This is a genomic window from Micromonospora sp. NPDC049081 (assembly GCF_040648835.1).
Taxonomy (GTDB): domain Bacteria; phylum Actinomycetota; class Actinomycetes; order Mycobacteriales; family Micromonosporaceae; genus Micromonospora; species Micromonospora antibiotica.
Window position 1 is genome coordinate 22,334 of record NZ_JBEZEK010000003.1, and the last position, 15,574, is coordinate 37,907.

General features: G+C 67.7%; 16 protein-coding genes. 12 read left to right on the top strand and 4 right to left on the bottom strand.

Annotation, left to right across the window (positions count from 1 at the left end):
• Positions 1-4 precede the first annotated feature (4 nt).
• The 9 genes from AB0B63_RS06945 to AB0B63_RS06985 all read left to right on the top strand — a co-directional run bounded on the left by AB0B63_RS06945 (position 5) and on the right by AB0B63_RS06985 (position 12,411).
• A complete protein-coding gene (locus AB0B63_RS06945) occupies positions 5-4,138 on the top strand; it encodes a hypothetical protein (RefSeq protein ID WP_357015255.1) in 4,134 nt (1,377 codons plus the stop codon).
• 43 nt (positions 4,139-4,181) lie between these two features.
• Positions 4,182-4,595, top strand: a complete 414-nt coding sequence (locus AB0B63_RS06950; protein WP_357015257.1) for a hypothetical protein — start codon at positions 4,182-4,184, stop codon at positions 4,593-4,595.
• A gap of 1 nt (position 4,596) precedes the next feature.
• Positions 4,597-6,639: a glycosyl hydrolase family 28-related protein gene (locus AB0B63_RS06955; protein ID WP_357015259.1), complete on the top strand. Its 2,043-nt coding sequence runs from the start codon at positions 4,597-4,599 to the stop codon at positions 6,637-6,639.
• Between the two features lie 31 nt (positions 6,640-6,670).
• The gene (locus tag AB0B63_RS06960; protein WP_357015261.1) at positions 6,671-7,798 is read left to right on the top strand and encodes a hypothetical protein; all 1,128 of its coding nucleotides are present in this window, start codon (positions 6,671-6,673) and stop codon (positions 7,796-7,798) included.
• Positions 7,783-8,475, top strand: coding sequence for a hypothetical protein (locus AB0B63_RS06965; RefSeq protein WP_357015263.1), 693 nt, complete (start codon positions 7,783-7,785; stop codon positions 8,473-8,475). Before AB0B63_RS06960 ends, AB0B63_RS06965 begins: the two co-directional genes overlap by 16 nt.
• A gap of 85 nt (positions 8,476-8,560) precedes the next feature.
• Complete coding sequence (locus tag AB0B63_RS06970; protein WP_357015265.1) at positions 8,561-10,606, top strand: hypothetical protein; 2,046 nt, start codon at positions 8,561-8,563, stop codon at positions 10,604-10,606.
• A gap of 31 nt (positions 10,607-10,637) precedes the next feature.
• Positions 10,638-11,555, top strand: a complete 918-nt coding sequence (locus tag AB0B63_RS06975) for a hypothetical protein (protein WP_357015267.1) — start codon at positions 10,638-10,640, stop codon at positions 11,553-11,555.
• A 53-nt stretch (positions 11,556-11,608) separates the two neighbouring features.
• The gene (locus AB0B63_RS06980; protein ID WP_357015269.1) at positions 11,609-11,983 is read left to right on the top strand and encodes a hypothetical protein; all 375 of its coding nucleotides are present in this window, start codon (positions 11,609-11,611) and stop codon (positions 11,981-11,983) included.
• Positions 11,959-12,411, top strand: coding sequence for a hypothetical protein (locus tag AB0B63_RS06985; protein ID WP_357015271.1), 453 nt, complete (start codon positions 11,959-11,961; stop codon positions 12,409-12,411). Before AB0B63_RS06980 ends, AB0B63_RS06985 begins: the two co-directional genes overlap by 25 nt.
• Here the strand turns inward: AB0B63_RS06985 and AB0B63_RS06990 are convergent.
• Positions 12,408-12,734, bottom strand: a complete 327-nt coding sequence (locus tag AB0B63_RS06990; protein WP_357015273.1) for a hypothetical protein — start codon at positions 12,732-12,734, stop codon at positions 12,408-12,410. The genes AB0B63_RS06985 and AB0B63_RS06990 overlap by 4 nt on opposite strands.
• A gap of 91 nt (positions 12,735-12,825) precedes the next feature.
• Here AB0B63_RS06990 and AB0B63_RS06995 point away from each other — a divergent pair, with 91 nt between their 5' ends.
• Positions 12,826-13,194, top strand: a complete 369-nt coding sequence (locus AB0B63_RS06995; RefSeq protein ID WP_357015275.1) for a hypothetical protein — start codon at positions 12,826-12,828, stop codon at positions 13,192-13,194.
• A 120-nt stretch (positions 13,195-13,314) separates the two neighbouring features.
• Here AB0B63_RS06995 and AB0B63_RS07000 read toward each other — a convergent pair whose 3' ends face one another.
• A complete protein-coding gene (locus AB0B63_RS07000) occupies positions 13,315-13,740 on the bottom strand; it encodes a helix-turn-helix domain-containing protein (RefSeq protein WP_357015277.1) in 426 nt (141 codons plus the stop codon).
• A 130-nt stretch (positions 13,741-13,870) separates the two neighbouring features.
• On the opposite strand from AB0B63_RS07000, the gene AB0B63_RS07005 reads away from it, so the two are divergent.
• Entirely contained in the window at positions 13,871-14,542 is a 672-nt protein-coding gene (locus tag AB0B63_RS07005) for a hypothetical protein (RefSeq protein WP_357015279.1), read from the top strand.
• A gap of 59 nt (positions 14,543-14,601) precedes the next feature.
• Here AB0B63_RS07005 and AB0B63_RS07010 read toward each other — a convergent pair whose 3' ends face one another.
• Both AB0B63_RS07010 and AB0B63_RS07015 read right to left on the bottom strand, forming a co-directional pair.
• Complete coding sequence (locus AB0B63_RS07010) at positions 14,602-14,742, bottom strand: hypothetical protein (protein ID WP_357015281.1); 141 nt, start codon at positions 14,740-14,742, stop codon at positions 14,602-14,604.
• A 130-nt stretch (positions 14,743-14,872) separates the two neighbouring features.
• Complete coding sequence (locus AB0B63_RS07015) at positions 14,873-15,178, bottom strand: hypothetical protein (protein ID WP_357015282.1); 306 nt, start codon at positions 15,176-15,178, stop codon at positions 14,873-14,875.
• Positions 15,179-15,337: 159 nt separating this feature from the next.
• Here AB0B63_RS07015 and AB0B63_RS07020 point away from each other — a divergent pair, with 159 nt between their 5' ends.
• On the top strand, positions 15,338-15,541 hold the full coding sequence (locus tag AB0B63_RS07020; protein ID WP_357015284.1) for a hypothetical protein: 204 nt from the start codon (positions 15,338-15,340) through the stop codon (positions 15,539-15,541).
• Positions 15,542-15,574 lie beyond the last annotated feature (33 nt).

Here is a 15,574-nt window from a genome sequence, read left to right on the forward strand (position 1 = left end):
CCTCGTGGGTGTGCCCCTGGCTACCGCGTTCGTACGGGTCCGCGCCGACACCTCCGGTTTCGAGAAGGAAACCGAACGGGATGTCTCCCGCGCCGGGGATCGGTCTGGGACGGCGTTCGGGGACTCGTTTTCCCGCAGCCTGTCCGGTAAGGCCGCCGGCCTGTTCTCGTCGTTCCGGCGCACCGCCGAGGACTCCACATCCGGTGCTGGTGCTGGCGCGGGCCGCAAGTTCGGTGAGGAGTTCGTTCGGGATGCCGCCGGCAGGCTGAGGGATGGCCGGGGTCGGTTCATCACCGAAGGCGCGGGCGCTGGCAGCGGCTTCGGTGAAGGTTTCGTGCGGGACGCGTCCGGCCGCCTCCGTGATGCGCGCGGACGGTTCGTCGGCGAGGGCCGCAGCTCGGGGGAAGGGTTTAGTCGCGGTTTCTCGCGCGGCTTGATCCCGTCCATGAGCGGCATGCAGATGCTGATCGGGGCGGGCATTTCCCTCGGTCCGGCGCTCATCCCTGTCGCTGCTGCCGCCGCCGCAGCGGTCGCCGGTATCGGCACCGCCGCTGTGTCGGCGCTCGCCGGTGTCGGTGTGATCGCGCTCGCGTTCAACGGGATCGGCGATGCGTTGTCAGCGATGGGTGCCGCCGAGGATGCCGCCGCCGACAACGCCGCCTCCCTCTCCCGCGCACACAGTGCCGTCGCGGCAGCCGCCGATGGTGTGCGCAACGCGGAGCAGTCGTTGGCGCGTGCCCGGGAGCAGGCCGCCGACGGTAACGCCCAGGCCGCCCGTCAGGTCACTGAGGCGGAGCGGGATTTGGTGCGGGCGCAGCAGGATGCCCGTGAGATCGCGCTGGAGTTGAACGAGGCCCGGCAGCAGGCGAAGCAGCGCCTGGACGACCTGAACCAGTCGGTGAAGGAAAACTCCCTCTCGCAGCGGCAGGCGAACCTGGATGTTGCTGAGGCGAAGGCCGCCTTGGACAAGGTGCTTGCCGACCCGAAGGCGACGCTGGCGCAGCAGGAGCAGGCCCGCATCACCTACGAGCGTGAAGTCCTCCAGTTGGAGGATTTGCAGCGGCGCGGCAAGCAGATGACCGCCGAGCAGGCCGCCGCCACGAAGGCGGGGGTTGAGGGTTCCCGCGAGGTGGAGGCGGTTCGGAAGCGAATCGCTGACGCTGACGAGCGGGTACGCCAGGCCCAGCAGCAGGTCACCGATGCCCGCAAGGCGCAGCAGCGGCAGGAACGCGACGGTGCCCGGCAAATTCAGCAGGCCCAGCAGCAGTTGATTGCCGCGCAGCGGTCGTATCGGCAGGCAACGGTGGCTGCTGGCACGGCTGGTGCGGCGGCGATGGACAAGTTGAAGCAGGCGATGGCTGGTCTGTCGCCGGCCGGGCAGAAGTTCGCCAAGTTCCTGTTTGGGTTGAAGGACGAGTTCCGGCGGGTGCGGGACGCTGCCCAGGCGGGGCTGCTGCCGGGTGTGCAGAAGGCCATCGAAAACCTGCTGCCGTATCTGCCGCAGGTGGAGCGGTTCGTTGGCCGTATCGGTGCCACGTTGGGTGTTCTGGCGGTCAAGGCGTCGGAGGCGCTGACCGGCCCGGTGTGGAAGAGTTTCTTCGGGTTCATCGACAAGACCGCCGGCCCCGCCTTGACGGCGATGTTCGACGCGGCAATGAATGTTGCTACCGGCTTCGCGTCGATTTTGCAGGCGTTCGGGCCACTCAACGCCGACATGGGTGCCGGCCTGGTCGATCTGACGGCTAAGTTCGCGGCGTGGGCTGGGAAGTTGTCAGCCAGCAAGGGCTTCCAAGACTTCTTGGACTATGTCCGTACGAACGGGCCGTTGGTGTTGCAGCTGGTTGGCAATCTCGCCGAGGCGGGCGGCAAGCTGGTCTCGGGGCTTGCCCCGCTGGGTGCTGGTTCGCTCGGCGGACTGGTGATGTTGACCGGTGAGATGGCGAAACTGTCGCCGGAAACCTTGGCGAAGATCGCCACGGGGATCGCCGCGATCTCGGCCGCCGTAACCATATACAACGTGGGGGCGAAGGTTGCGGCGGCGGCGACCGTGCTGTGGTCGGCTGCAACTAAGGTGGCGTCTGCCGCGCAGAAGGTGTGGACGGGCATCCAGTGGGCGTTTAACGCCGCCGCTGCGGCCAACCCCATCGGCATTGTCATCGTGGCCGTTGTGGCGTTGATTGCCGCGATCGTGATTGCCTACAAGAAGTCGGACACGTTCCGGGCGATCGTGCAGAAGGCGTGGGCGGGCATCCAGTCGGCAGTGTCGTACGCCTGGGAGAACGTGATCAAGCCGGCACTGTCGGCGCTGGTGGGGTTCTTCACGGACACGATCGCCCCGGCGGCGATGTGGCTGTGGAACTCCGTTATCAAGCCGGCGTTCAACGGCATCGGGGCGGCCATCTCGTTCGTCTGGACCTCGGTCATCCAACCGGTGCTGGCGGGGTGGAAATACTGGTTCACTGAGGTTGTTGGTCCGGCCCTACTATGGCTGTGGCGTCAGGTCGTTTTGCCTGCTTGGCGTGGCATCCAGTTGGCGATCTCGGTTGCCTGGGCTGCCATCCAGATCATTTTCGGCCTGGTGCAGATCGCAGTGAAAAGCCTGTCGATCGGGTTCATGTTCTTCTGGAAGAACGTCATCCTGCCGGTGTGGGATGGCATCAAGTCGGCGACGGCCCTGTGGTGGTCGGGCATGAAGTACACCTTCGGCTTGGTGCTGGGGTTCGTGAGGAACACCCTTGGGCCGATTTTCACTTGGCTGCGTGACAACGTCATCAAGCCCGTGTGGGAGGGCATCAAGGCGACCATCTCGGCGGTGTGGGAGAAGGGCATCAAGCCTGTCTTCACCACGCTCGGTGGCTTCTTGAAGGACCATGTTGCCCCCGCGTTCAAAACGGGTGTTTCGGCGATCGAAAAGGCGTGGGAGAAAGTCAAGGACGTCGCGAAGGTGCCGGTCAAGTTCATCGTTGACACGGTCATCAACTCGGCGATCATCGACACCTACAACAAGATCGCCGAGAAGTTCGGGGTGGACAAGGTTGACCATGTGGCGTTGCCGAAGGGCTTCGCCCGTGGTGGTGTCCTGCCCGGCTACACCCCCGGTCGGGATGTGCATCGTTTCTACAGCCCGACCGGGGGGGCGCTTGACCTGTCTGGTGGTGAGGCGATCCTGCGACCGGAGGGTACCCGTGCGCTCGGCCGGGGCTGGGTGGACGGCGTCAACGCTGCTGCTCGCGCGGGTGGCGTGTCGGGGGTGCAGCGGTTCCTGGGCGGGTTCGCCGACGGCGGCATCCTTGGCACGCTGGGCAAGCTGGCGACGAAGGCCCGGAAGACGGCAGGGGATGTGATCTCCGAGGTTACCGACTTCGTCACCGACCCGGCGGGCACCCTGCGTCGTGTCGTCGACAAGGTCATCGACCTGGTGCCGGGCAAGGACACCACGTTCGGCCGGTTCGCCACGGCAATGCCCCGCAAGGCTGTGAAGGCAGTCATCGACAAGGTCAGCGGGTTTTTCCAGTCCGGGGAGGATGGCGGCAACGGGGTTGTCGGCAACTCTCCGCTGGGCGGGTCGGCGGGCATGATGCGCATCCTGCGGCAGCAGTTCCCCGGCCTGCGGCTGATCTCCGGCTACCGGCCGGGGTCGGTGACGCTAAGCGGGAACAGGTCGTACCACTCCACCAACAGGGCAGTGGATGTACCGCCAATCCATGATGTCGCCGAGTGGATCTACACGAACATGCGGAAGGTAACCCGCGAGCTGATCACCCCGTGGCCGGAGTACAACCTGCTCAACGGCAAGAAACACCGGTACACGGGGGCCGTCTGGAATCAGCACAACTTCGCTGGCGGCAACGCCCACGACCACTGGGCGGCGAGGCTGGGCGGCGTCGTCCCGCGCATGCCGGCTCGGCTGTTCGACGGCGGCGGCGACTGGCCGTCAGGCACGGTTGGCGTCAACCTCAGTGGCCGCACCGAGCATGTGTCGACGGGTGCCTCCATGGACCGGGTCGCCACCCTGCTCGAAGGGGTCCGCGATGACCTCGCGGCCCTCGGTGAGGCGGTCGGCCGGGTTCCCGGCGGTGTGGGTCGTGCCATCAACGGGGCTAGTTCGCACGCCCTGCACATGGGCCGCACCCTCTAACCCACTTCCCCTGCATGCCCGGAGCGGTGGAAGGGGGTGGCGTGTGGCGACCCTGAACCTGCGCGCGGTGTGGATCAACCTGATGTCGTCGGGTGAGTACGTGGCCGCCCCCTCCGCCGACCGGAAACGGGAACTGTCGGCGGAGGGGGAAGTCCGCGCCTACGGCGGCGGGCGGCGGCGGGCGGTCACCAGTGTTGGCCGCCGCAACACGATGGCGTTCACGCTGCGCCGGTTGACGTCCGCGCAGGTGCAGCGCCTGGAGCAGTGGATCGGCCTTGAGGTCATGTACCGCGACTACCGGGGCCAACGCTTCACCGGCGTGTTCTTCGAGCTGTCGTACCGCGAGTACAAGACCGAGGTCGACCGCTACGACCTGTCCCTGACCCTGAACGAAACGACGTGGGTTGACGGGCCGCTGGATGTGGCTCCGCTGCCCGGAGAGATCACGGTGACCTGACGTGCCGTTCACCCCCAAGGTGTGGTCGTCGACCCGCTACAAGGCCACGACCGATGAGCTGAACCGGATGGAGACCGCATTGGCCACCGCCTCCACGGATGCCGCAACCGCCGTGGCGATCGTCAGCGCATCCTCGTACCGCAGCCTCAACGTGCGCACGTGGGGCGCGACCGGCGACGATGTCACCGACGACGCCCCTGCGTTTCAGGCTGCCATCAACGCGGCGGTGCAGGGTGATGTGGTGATCGTCCCGCCGGGACGGTATCGGCTGGCGTCGCCGCTGACCCTCACCCTGGGTGTGACGTTGCAGGGTGCCGGCTGGGCACCTCATTTCGCGCCGCGCACCAACATGATCGGGTCGTTTCTCCGGCCCGCGACCGGCGGCGCGTTCGTGGGCACCGCCCTGATCCAGGTCAACCCGGCCCCAGTCAACGACAGCTACCTCGACTCGGCGTATGGCGGTGGCCCGCGCGTCGAAGGTTTGGCGATCTCCGGCCGGAATGCCACCAACTCCGTCGGCGGTGCCATCACCGGCATCAGCGTCGCCAACGGTGTGAAAGACGTCGGCATCCGCGACACCACCATCTGGCAGATGTCCGGTGGCGGTGTCGACATGGACCGGGCCGCCGGCATCAAGATGCGGAACGTGGTGGTCAGCCACTGCGGCGGCAACGGGGTGCGGCTGTGGGACTCTACCGGCGGCACCTCGGGTGCGGTGGATGCCGACCTGGTGGAGGTGTACGTCCAGGGCAGCGGTGCTGACGGAATCATCCTCAACAACCCGAACGCGGTGATGCTCACCAACTGTCGGTCGGAGTGGAACACCGGCTACGGGTATGTGGTGTCCGGGATCTGCTACAACCTTGCCATCGTCGCCTGCGACACGGACCGCTCCGGCAAGGACGGATTCCTGCTCGCCCACACCTCCGGCAGTCCGGTGCTCCTCACCAACTGCTTGGCCAAGCGTGACGGGCGCGGCGACAATGTCACCCCCGGCGGGTGGGCCGGCTACCGTGTTGCTCCGGCGTCGGGCACGAGCCCCGGCGCGATCCTCAACGGCTGTTACGCGGATGTGGCCCGCGACGACGGCTCGTCTGGCCTTCGCTCCCCCGAGTACGGCCTGTACACGGGGACGGGCGCGAACCGGGTGTCCCTGGCCGGCGGCCACTACATGGGGACGACCGCAGCGATCCAGGACACCGCGTTGGTGGTGGCCCGCGCCCCCGGCACCAACCTTGGCACCGTCAACGTGTCCACCGGTGTGATCACCATGTCGACGTCCGACCGGGCGGTGATCGTCGGCAATCAGGGGGCAGCCCGGGAGGTGCTGTTCAGCACCCGGGGCGGCGGCATCCGGTGGGCGACCCGGGCGACGGGCACCTCCGAGTCCGGGTCGAACGTCGGCTCGGACTTCGCGGTGGTGCGACACTCGGATGCCGGGGCGGAACTGGACTCGCCGCTCACCATCTCCAGAGCTACTGGCGACACGGTGTTGGGCGCGTCCCTGGATGTGGTGGCTCAGGCCCTCGGCATCTGGACCCCACGCAACGCCGGGTTGGTGGCATGGACGTTCGACCCGGCCAACGTGTCGACCGGCAAATCCACCGTCAACGGCACCCTCTACATGGTGGCGGTGCTGGTGCCTCGGGCGGCGACTGTCACGAAGATCCTTTGGGGCAACAACACCGCCGGGGTGTCCGCGACTGCCGGGCAGAACTGGGTGGGGCTGATCGGCCCTACGGGCACGATGCTCGCTTCGGCGGGGGTGGACGCGGATGTGAGCACGACCGGGCTGCGTACCACCACGATCTCCTCGACGGCTGTCACCCCCGGCCGGTATTGGGTGGCCATGCTGTTCAACGCGTCGACCCCACCGCAGGTGTACCGGGGTTCGGATCTCAACGCCACCCTCGCCAACGCCGGGCAGGCCGGGTCCAGCACGCGGTGGGCCACCAACGGAACTGGGCTGACGACGCTGCCCGGGTCGGTGACCACGGCCAGCAACACGCCATCCCAGTTCCAACTGTGGGCGGCGATCGGCTGACGTTCGGGCAACGCGGGAGAGGGGTGGGGTTGTGCAGCCGTTGACCGCCTCGCCCCGGCAGGCCATGCCCGCCGAACAGGTCACCTACCTGCTGCGTGACTCCAACGCCCTGACCGTCACAGCCGGCTGCGAGCTGGTCGACCAGAACCTTGAGGTCGTGGAGGACATCTCCACCGACCTCGTCGGTGGTTCGGTGTCCCGCAACTCCTACGCCACCCTCCACGGCACCGCCTCCCTGGCCCTGTCGCGGGAGTTGGCGTGGTCGTCGGCGCTGGTGCGCCCCTACATGGAGGTGTGCGACGAGGGAGTGAGCGCACGCTTCCACCTGGGCGTCTACTACACGTCGGTGCCCGAACGCACCTTCGGCGAGGTGCCGGTCACCTACGACGTGGCGGGGGTGGACATCCTCCACGGCTTGTACTCGCCGACCGGTGAGGCGTACGCGGTCGCCGCCGGCACCTCCTACCTGGCGGCGGTGGAGCAGATCCTGCGGGAGCAGGGCTATACCCGCTACCTGATCGACCAGACCCGGGCGGATTCGGTGTTGCCGTCGGCGCGGGTGTGGCCGTTGGATGACCAAACCCGCTGGCTGTCCATCGTCAACGACTTGCTGTCGGCGATCGGCTATCAGGGCATCTGGTCGGACTGGGATGGCCAGTTGAGGTGCCAGCCGTATCAGGTGCCCAATGATCGGGCGGTGGAGTGGGTGTACGACGCCGGGCAGCAGACGTCGATGCTGTCGCCGGCACGCACAGCGGTGCGGGATTTTTTCGAGGCCCCGAACCGGTGGGTGATCATCCGGCAGAACAACGTGGACGGGCCACCCCCGGTCGACGGGGACGGAATGTTCGTCTTCCAGAACGACTTCGAGGGGGACACGTCGGTGTCGGCCCGCAACGGGCGGATCATCACCCGCGTCGAGTACACCGACGCCGCCGACCATGAGGCGCTGGTGCGTACCGCTCTGTCGATGATCGACGCCGACATGCGCGCCCCCACCACCTTGCGGGTGGCAACGTTCCCGAACCCGCTGCACTGGCACTTCGACCGGCTGGTGCTCGACGACCCGGACATCGGCCGGTTTGCGAACGTGCTGGCCACGTCGTGGACGCTGCCGTTTGACGGCTCCGACATGACCCATGAGTGGCGGATTATCTGATGTGGGGCACCGACCTGATCAGGCTGATCGACACCCGCATCCAGGCGGCTAGGCAACTCACCACCGCCGTCGGCACTGTCGCCGACGCCAGCGGCACACCCGTGACGGTCACGTTCGACGGGTCTCAACTGCCCGTACCAGCAAAGGTTCTCACCCATGTGCAGGTGTATGCGAACGCCCGGGTGACGTTGATCCGGCACGGCTCCGATTGGGTGGTCACCGGCGTGTTCGGTGGCAGTGGCGACCTGGTGGCGGTGGCCTCCGACACCGGTAGTTCGGCGGCGGTCACCTCGGAGGAGATGGTGCTCGCCCTCGCCGGATTCACCTTCGAGGCGCAGACCGTGTACCGGCTGCGGCTGGGCGGCCAGCAGCAGGGTTCGGTGGCGAACTACAGCCTGTGGCGGGTGAGAGACCGGGCTACCGGCCCTTGGCCCGTCGACTGGGGGCAGTTCGGCCACTACCCCGCCTACTCCGGTGGCAACCCGTACGCCCTCAACGGCGAGCACTACCTAGCCAATGCCACGGACACGCCGGTCACCGATCAGACGATCGCCGTCACGGCGCAGGCATCAACCGGCACCACCACCCACATCGGCACCCCCACCACCCCCCGCTACCTCGAAGTGCACCGCATGCCCGGCAGCCCAGCCGACTGGCCGCACGCCTGCCCAATCTAGGAGGTGCGCCATGGGGTCCGTTAGCACCTCCACCCTCACCAATCCGCTCAACTATCCGCCGGTCAGCCAGATTGCCCGACAGTCGTTGAAGGGCACCCTGTGGGTGGCGGTCATCAACAACGCCTCCAACGGCGTCAACTACTTCCGGTCCGTCAACGGCGGTAGCTCGTGGACGTCGGCCGGGTCGTGGACGATCTCGGCGACAGTCAGGGAGATTTCGTCCCTGCACATCGGTAACGACGAGCAGTTGACGATCGCCTACCGCACGTCGGAGTCGAGCCAAGATCGGATCTGGTTGCGGAGGGCGCGTGCCACGCAGGTGACGTTCACCGCTGGCAGCCCGGCGTTGCTCGCGTCGCCTGGCAACGGTGGGGTCGCCGGCAGTGTGCACACCGGCCTCGACGTGCAGGTGGTGGGCATCCCCTCCGATGGGACGGCACGTGCGGTGGTGGCCGCCGGCACCGTCATCGGGGCGAGCATGGGTGTCACCCTGTATGGGGCGAACATCAGCGCCAACGAGACCATCACCGCCAACAATGCGCTGATCACGGGCAAACGGCAGTGGCTGTTCACGAGCCTGTCGACGGGCCGGTCCACGCCGTCGCTGGACATTGAGCACATCGGCGACGCCAAGACAGCGAACGTCCCGCACCTGTGGCTGGCGTTCGGCCGGGACCGCATCTATGTGATCAAACTGCCGTGGGGTGGCCGCACATGGACGGGGCCCACTGCCGGGGCGTCGTTGCAGACGATTCCCGTGCAGGATGCTCTCGCCGGACGGTGGGACGGAAAACGGTTTCTGGTTGCCGCGCCCACTGCCGGGGCTGGTGCCACAGACACGGTGACCGTGGCCGAGCGCAACCAGGCCAACAGTTTGACGGTTCAGTGGGTGACGCCGCCGCACCCGACCGGTGATGTCCGCAACTGCACCCTCGCCTACAACTCCACCAGCGGCGACTTCCGGGTGTACGCGGTCGGCACATCCGACACGGTGCTCTACTACATCGACTTTCAGCGGGCCACCGCCGTATGGACGTCGTGGGCGACGGTGACCGCCACCCCCATCGTGGGCAGCAGCGGGCAGAACTATGCGGTGCGCCGCGAGTCGTACGGGTCCGCCCGCTATGACGTGGTGACCGCGCACGCGGGCAGCCCCAACACGATCGTATCGACGCATCAGGTACTCACCTACGCGCCTGATGCACCCACCTGGCTGGTGGGGTCGACGTCGCAGGCACCGCCGAGCAACGGTGCTGCCATGGACGCCGCCGCCAGCGTTGACCTGCCGTGGCTGTTCTCCGATCCGGATCCGGTGGATGCGCAGACCGCATGGGCGTTGTCCCGGCAGATCGGCTCCGGCGCAGTGCAGTGGCTGCGCTCATCCGACGCCACCTGGCAGGGCACCGAACAGAAGAACGCGGGCGGCACGTCGCTGCGGGTGTTGCCGGCCGGGTGGGCGTCGCCGACCGATGACCCGCACACCTACCGGGTGAGGGTGTGGGACACCGCCGACACAGCCTCCCCGTACTCGGACGGCCTGGTGGTGGTTCCCGCCTCACCGGTCGACCCGACGATCACCGCACCCACCCCGGATGGGGTGACGTGGGAGTCGGACACGGTGACGGTGGCGTGGACGGTTGATGAGCAGTCCGCCTACCGGGTGCAGTTGCGGGTCGGTTCGGATGTGCTGCACGACTCGGGTTGGCAGGCGGGTCCGTCGACCTCGTACACGGTGCCGTATCCGCTGGCAGACGGCATCACGTACACGATCGTGGTGCAGACCCGCAACGCAAAGGGTCTGCCGTCAGGCGAGGTCACGACATCGATCGATGTCGACTACATTGAGCCGCCGCTGCCCACGGTGTCGGCGTCGCCGCTGCCCGCGCTGGGTGTGATCCGGGTTGTGGTCACCAACCCGTCGCCCGGTGTGGGTGAGCCGGTCCTGCTCGGCAACGACCTACAGCGCCGCGAGGCGGGGCAGCCGGATGAGGCTGCGGTGACGGTGGTGCAGGGCCTGTCGGCGGGGGCTGTTTACGACGACTGGACGGTCCGGTCGGGCCGCGACTACGAGTATCGGGCGTTGGCTCGGGGAGCGAACGGCACCACCGGATACGGCAACTGGCAGGCGTAACGGCCCTGCCTTCAATCTAGGAGGTGCCCTGATGACGACTGCCCCCGCGAATCTGCTGGCGGTCCGCAGGCTGCTGCTCGACACCATCAAGGGCCTTGACCCGGCGGCGGTGGGCGTCGTGGGTGACCCTGCCCACCGGGGCGGCTACCACTGCGGCTCCGACCGGGTGGTCACCAACGACTACTCGGTGGTGGAGTCGCCCCGGGATCGGAACGGACTCACCGGCTACGCCTCAGGGCTGGATGTGGGCACATTCAGTGTCCGCGTCGGGGGTGTCACCCACAACCTGCGGACGTTCTCCATGTGGTGTGTCGAGCAGTGCCGCGCGGGAGCGCCCGACACTCTCGACCTGCGGGAGATCATCTACAGCCCCGACGGGAAGGTGGTGCGCCGCTGGGACCGGCTGGGTCGACGTTCGACCGGCGACGACTCGCACCTGTGGCACACGCATTTCAGCTTCTTCCGCGACTCGATCAAGGCCGGGCGGGATCAAACCTCCCTGTTCCGGCGCTACCTGACCAGCATCGGCCTGTTGAAGGCCCCAACCGTGGAGGATGACATGTCCGCGACCGCTGAGAAGCAGATCGCCGAGCTGCACGCAGCGCTGCTGGGTGAGGGCAAGCCGGGCAGCAAGTACCCCGCGTCCGTGGTGCAGCAAATCCGTGACCTGGCGTGGGCGGTGGTGCAGGGCAACACCTCCACCACCTGGCTGGGGCGGACGCTGGTGACGTTGGGCGAGGCGGCCGGCATGGATGCGGCCGAACTGGCACAGATCCGCGCGGCAGCTCGTGAGGGTGCGGAGGCGGCGGCCCCGAACGTGGTGTCGGGGGTGCTGGCCGGGCTCACCCCGGAGAAGATCGCCGCCGCGATCCCGCTGACCATTGCGCAGCAGGTCGCCGACGAGTTGGGCCGGCGCATCACCAGCAGCACCGGCCAGGCCCAACGCTGATGCCCGGGTGGGGCCTGCGACACCGGGTCGGCCAACGCGGCAGGGCGCTGCTGGTGTTTGCCGCGCTGGACATCGCCTACGGGCTGCGCCTCGCCACCGCCGAACCCGATGCTCAACCCTTCTACGCCTGGCTGCACGGCATCATGCCGTTGTGGCCGTGGGCTGCGCTGTGGTTCGCGATCGCTGTCGCCTGCACCCTGGGGTCGGTGCGGGACTGTGACAGGTTGGCGTTCGGTGCGGCCATCGGCATCAAAGTCCTCTGGTTCTCCCTGTATCTGTCGGGCTGGGTTATCGGCGATGTGCCGGACGGTTGGGTCAGCGCGGTGGTGTGGGGTGCGTTCGCGATGTGTGTGTGGTTGATCGCGGGCTGGCCAGAGCCGATCACCAGCAAAGGACAACCAGCATGGACCCCACCACCCTCGGCATGATTATTGCCGCCGCGTCCTCAGGGTTGGATGCGACGACGGTCATTGTCGGTTCGATCTCGGCTGCTGCGGCGATCGCCGTGAGTGCCATCACGAATCGGGTTGCTGGCAGGGCGTCGCGGCGTGACGCCATGTTGCAGTGGGCGGCCCAGTTGCAGGCCAGCGAGCAGGCGGCCCGTAAGGAGGCGCGGGAGTCGGAGGATCGGGCCGAGCGTATCCGGGATGAGGCTGACGCGGATGTGGCCCGGCTGCGGGTGCAGGTTTCCGAGCTGGAGAGCCGTTTGGAGCGGATGACCCGGGAAATCGGCCGGTGTACTGACACGTTGACGTCGGTGGCTGCGGAGATATGGCGGCCGGAGCCGGATATTCCGGCGCTGCGTCGTCTGGTGGGGCGTCCGTCGCCGCCGGTGAATGGTCGCCCGTTGGGTTAGCGTTCGTCGCGCACCCATTGGCTGCCGTGCCGCACCCAACCGTGGCCGTGGGGTGTGCCGTCGGCCTGGTAGGTGGCGGGCACCTCGACCCACTGGCCGTGCCACATCCATTCGGTGATCTGCCGTTCGGCCTGCTCGCGGGTGGGGTGGGCGTACGACCCGACGTTCAGGTCGGTGTGCTCAGCGATCCACCGCCCGTCGCCGGCCTGGCCGAGGGTGACGTGTGCGGCGGCGTGGTGCCCGGTGTGGCCTCGCTGCCAGCGGGCGACCCGTTGTAGGCCGGGCAGTAGCCACGGCTGGACGGGTTCGCCTGTGCTGGTCATGCCGCCGATGGTACGGCGGTGTTCGTTGTCCCCGGCCTGACGTGCTGTCGGCCGGGTTTTCTCGCATTCCAACTCGCCCCTTGGAGGGGTCATGACTGACGTTCCTACCCTGCCCGTGTACGGGTTCGCCCCCAACCTGGGCGGGCTGCTGTCGCTGGCGATCACCATCGTCCTGCCGATCCTCGTTGGTCTGGTGACCCGCCAGTCGACGAGCGCCGGGGCGAAGGCCACCCTGCTTCTGCTGCTGGCTGCCGTGAACTCGGTGCTGTCGGCGTGGTTGCAGGCGGAGAACACGGCGGCGGTGTTCGAGTGGATTCCGGTGGTGTATTCGACGGCGGTGAACTTCGTGATCGCGGTGGCGGTGCACTTCGGGTTGTACAAGCCAACGGGTGTCGCTCGGGCCGCGCAGGACAGCGGCGTGAAGGACCGGCCGGGTTCGACTGCCGCCGACGTCGCCTGACCGTCCCCTGGTCTGGGTTCCGGGTTTGCTCCCCAGCACCGGCACCCTTCGGGCCGCCTCGTCTCCTGGCTCCGCCGCCACGCGGGCTAGGGGGCGGGGCGGCCTTTCTCGTGTCTGGGGTCAGCGGCGGGCGGCGAGCGCGACGAGCCGTGCCTTGTCGTCGGCGGTGAACTCCCGCTGCAAGATCGGGCCGAGGGGGCGGCTGTTGTTGTTGAGCCACCAGCGGGCGTCGGTGTGCCGCAGGGCGACCTCCCGGTAGAGGCCGATCATGCTGGCGACGAGTTCGGCGGGGGCGTTGCCGGCCGTGTTGGTGAGTTGGTCGGTGAGGCGTGCGAGGGCCGAAGTGCGGTCGCCCTCGGCGATGCGGACGAGGTCGGGGTTGGTATCGGTGAGGGCGGGCAGGGTCACGGTGTACTCCATGGTGATGGTCCAGCGGCCTCGGGTGTTCTTGGTGGCGGCGAGTTTGCCGGTGGCGCAGTGGCGCTGGATGGTGCGAATGGAGACGCCGAGCTTGGCTGCTGCCTGGGTGGTGGTCATGGTGGCCATCTCGGTTCCCCTCTCGCGTTGACAAGGACAGCTTGTCATTCACCCACCGCTCATGTCAAGCACTGCTTGTCAAACCAGCTTCGTCCCTGCATCATGGACATGACAAGCAACGCCTGACATCGGAGCAGCCATGAACCTCGACGACATCGACCCCTACCGCGCCGACGCCACCACCGACGAACGCGCCGACCACGTCATCGGCGTACTCCTCGCCGACCCCGACCCCGTCCGCCGCTACCACACCATCCAGGCACTACAGGACGGCCGACTCCGCGACGTCGTGGCCATCACCTTTCGCCAGCTCCGTGACGAGCACGGCACCACCACCGCAGCCGGCGCGGCAGTCGGCATCAGCCGGCAGGCTGTCGACGAGCTCCTCGCCAAGGCGGGCGCACCGGGGGCGCGTCAGGACCGGCTGGCACGCGACCAGCCCGCCTACCAGTACGGGCGTTACCTGGTTACCGTCCGCAGGATCGCCGAGGCCATCCCGAACGCCGCCCAACGCGAGCGGGCCACCGATCGGTGGACGCGTCTCGAAGCGCAGGCCACCCAAACTCTGGGCGTGCTGCCCGCCGTGGCGGAGGCGGCGCAGGCGTGGCTCAAAGCGGTGCGGACGCGGCGGCAGGCGGTGGCGGACGCGCTAGCCATCGACCTGGACGGGGTGGGTGCGGCGGTCGCCGAGTGGGCGGCAGGCCACGAGGGGCCGGAACTGTCCATGCAGGAACAGTCGGAGGTGTGGCTGGGCTACCACCACGAGCGGGTTCGGGTGCGGCAGCAGCGTCAGGAGGCTGACCGGGACTGAGCCGGCCACCAGGTGCGCCCCGTCCCCAGTCGGGGGGCGGGGCGTGCTCGTGTTCAGGGTCAGCGACGGCCGGCGAGTTCGGTGTCGGCTCGGAGCCGGTAGCAGCAGGGCCAGTAGGCGGCACAGTCGCGGCAGCGGCGCGGCTCCATGTCGCTGCGGCGGTGCTGCCGGGAGAGCGCCTGCCAGTGCTCGCGGTTCATGCAGGTGGTGTACCCGCCGGGCTGGTGGTTGACGCTGGGGGGGGTAGAGGAAAGCGCTTCCCTGACTACTTCCGGGCCACACAGTCAAGCCCCCACCCCGACCAGGGTGGGGGCTGTGGTGTCAGCCTGTTCAACTCCAGGTGAGGAGGTGCTTCCACTGGCCACCCACCCACACCGCGTACTCGTCGTCGAGCGCGGTGCGAAGTCCGGCGTAGGACTGCGGGGAGGTGTCGAACTGGCGGTCGGTGCGGGCGAGGTGGAGGACGCCGTCAGTGATCTGCTCGTGGGTGAGGTCGACGCGCTCGGCGAGGGTGCCGACGGGCATCCATCCGTCGTTGTGGTCGTGGCCGTACTGACTGGTCCAGGTGTTGTAGGCGCGGCGGATTTCGGTGGCGGCCCGCTCGGCGGTCATCTCGGTCATCGTCATGGTCGCCATTTCCGTCTCCCCTGTTCGCTCCCTGCTGATACCCATAGCCTAATACATGGAGTGGACGCACGTCCAGTGCGAATGAAGAATCCGAGCAACTATTTTCTCGGCAACCCCGGAATGCGCTTTCCTGTGGACTCACGTCCACTCACCATGTAGGGTTGGGGCATGGCACCCGCCCGCGACCCCCAAATCCCCGAACTACTCACCCTCCCCGAAGCCGCTGCCCGCCTCGGCTACAGCTCCCGCCAAGCCCTCCTCAACCGCTACAACCGGGGCGAGGTGCCAGGCGCGGAAGCAGGCCGAAGCATCATCTTCCGGGCCGACCTCATCGACGAGATGGCCCGCGCCGAACTCGGCGACCAGCAGTAGGAACGCACCACGCCCCACCTCCCGCATCGGGGG

Bases quoted from the DNA above. Each gene is read 5' to 3' on its own strand.
- AB0B63_RS06975 (WP_357015267.1), top strand. From the start codon at position 10,638: ATGACGACTGCCCCCGCGAATCTGCTGGCGGTCCGCAGGCTGCTGCTC.
- AB0B63_RS06985 (WP_357015271.1), top strand. From the start codon at position 11,959: ATGGACCCCACCACCCTCGGCATGATTATTGCCGCCGCGTCCTCAGGG.
- AB0B63_RS07005 (WP_357015279.1), top strand. From the start codon at position 13,871: ATGAACCTCGACGACATCGACCCCTACCGCGCCGACGCCACCACCGAC.
- AB0B63_RS07020 (WP_357015284.1), top strand. From the start codon at position 15,338: ATGGCACCCGCCCGCGACCCCCAAATCCCCGAACTACTCACCCTCCCC.
- AB0B63_RS07000 (WP_357015277.1), bottom strand. From the start codon at position 13,740: ATGGCCACCATGACCACCACCCAGGCAGCAGCCAAGCTCGGCGTCTCC.
- AB0B63_RS07010 (WP_357015281.1), bottom strand. From the start codon at position 14,742: ATGAACCGCGAGCACTGGCAGGCGCTCTCCCGGCAGCACCGCCGCAGC.
- AB0B63_RS07015 (WP_357015282.1), bottom strand. From the start codon at position 15,178: ATGGCGACCATGACGATGACCGAGATGACCGCCGAGCGGGCCGCCACC.
- AB0B63_RS06990 (WP_357015273.1), bottom strand. From the start codon at position 12,734: ATGACCAGCACAGGCGAACCCGTCCAGCCGTGGCTACTGCCCGGCCTA.
- AB0B63_RS06995 (WP_357015275.1), top strand. From the start codon at position 12,826: ATGACTGACGTTCCTACCCTGCCCGTGTACGGGTTCGCCCCCAACCTG.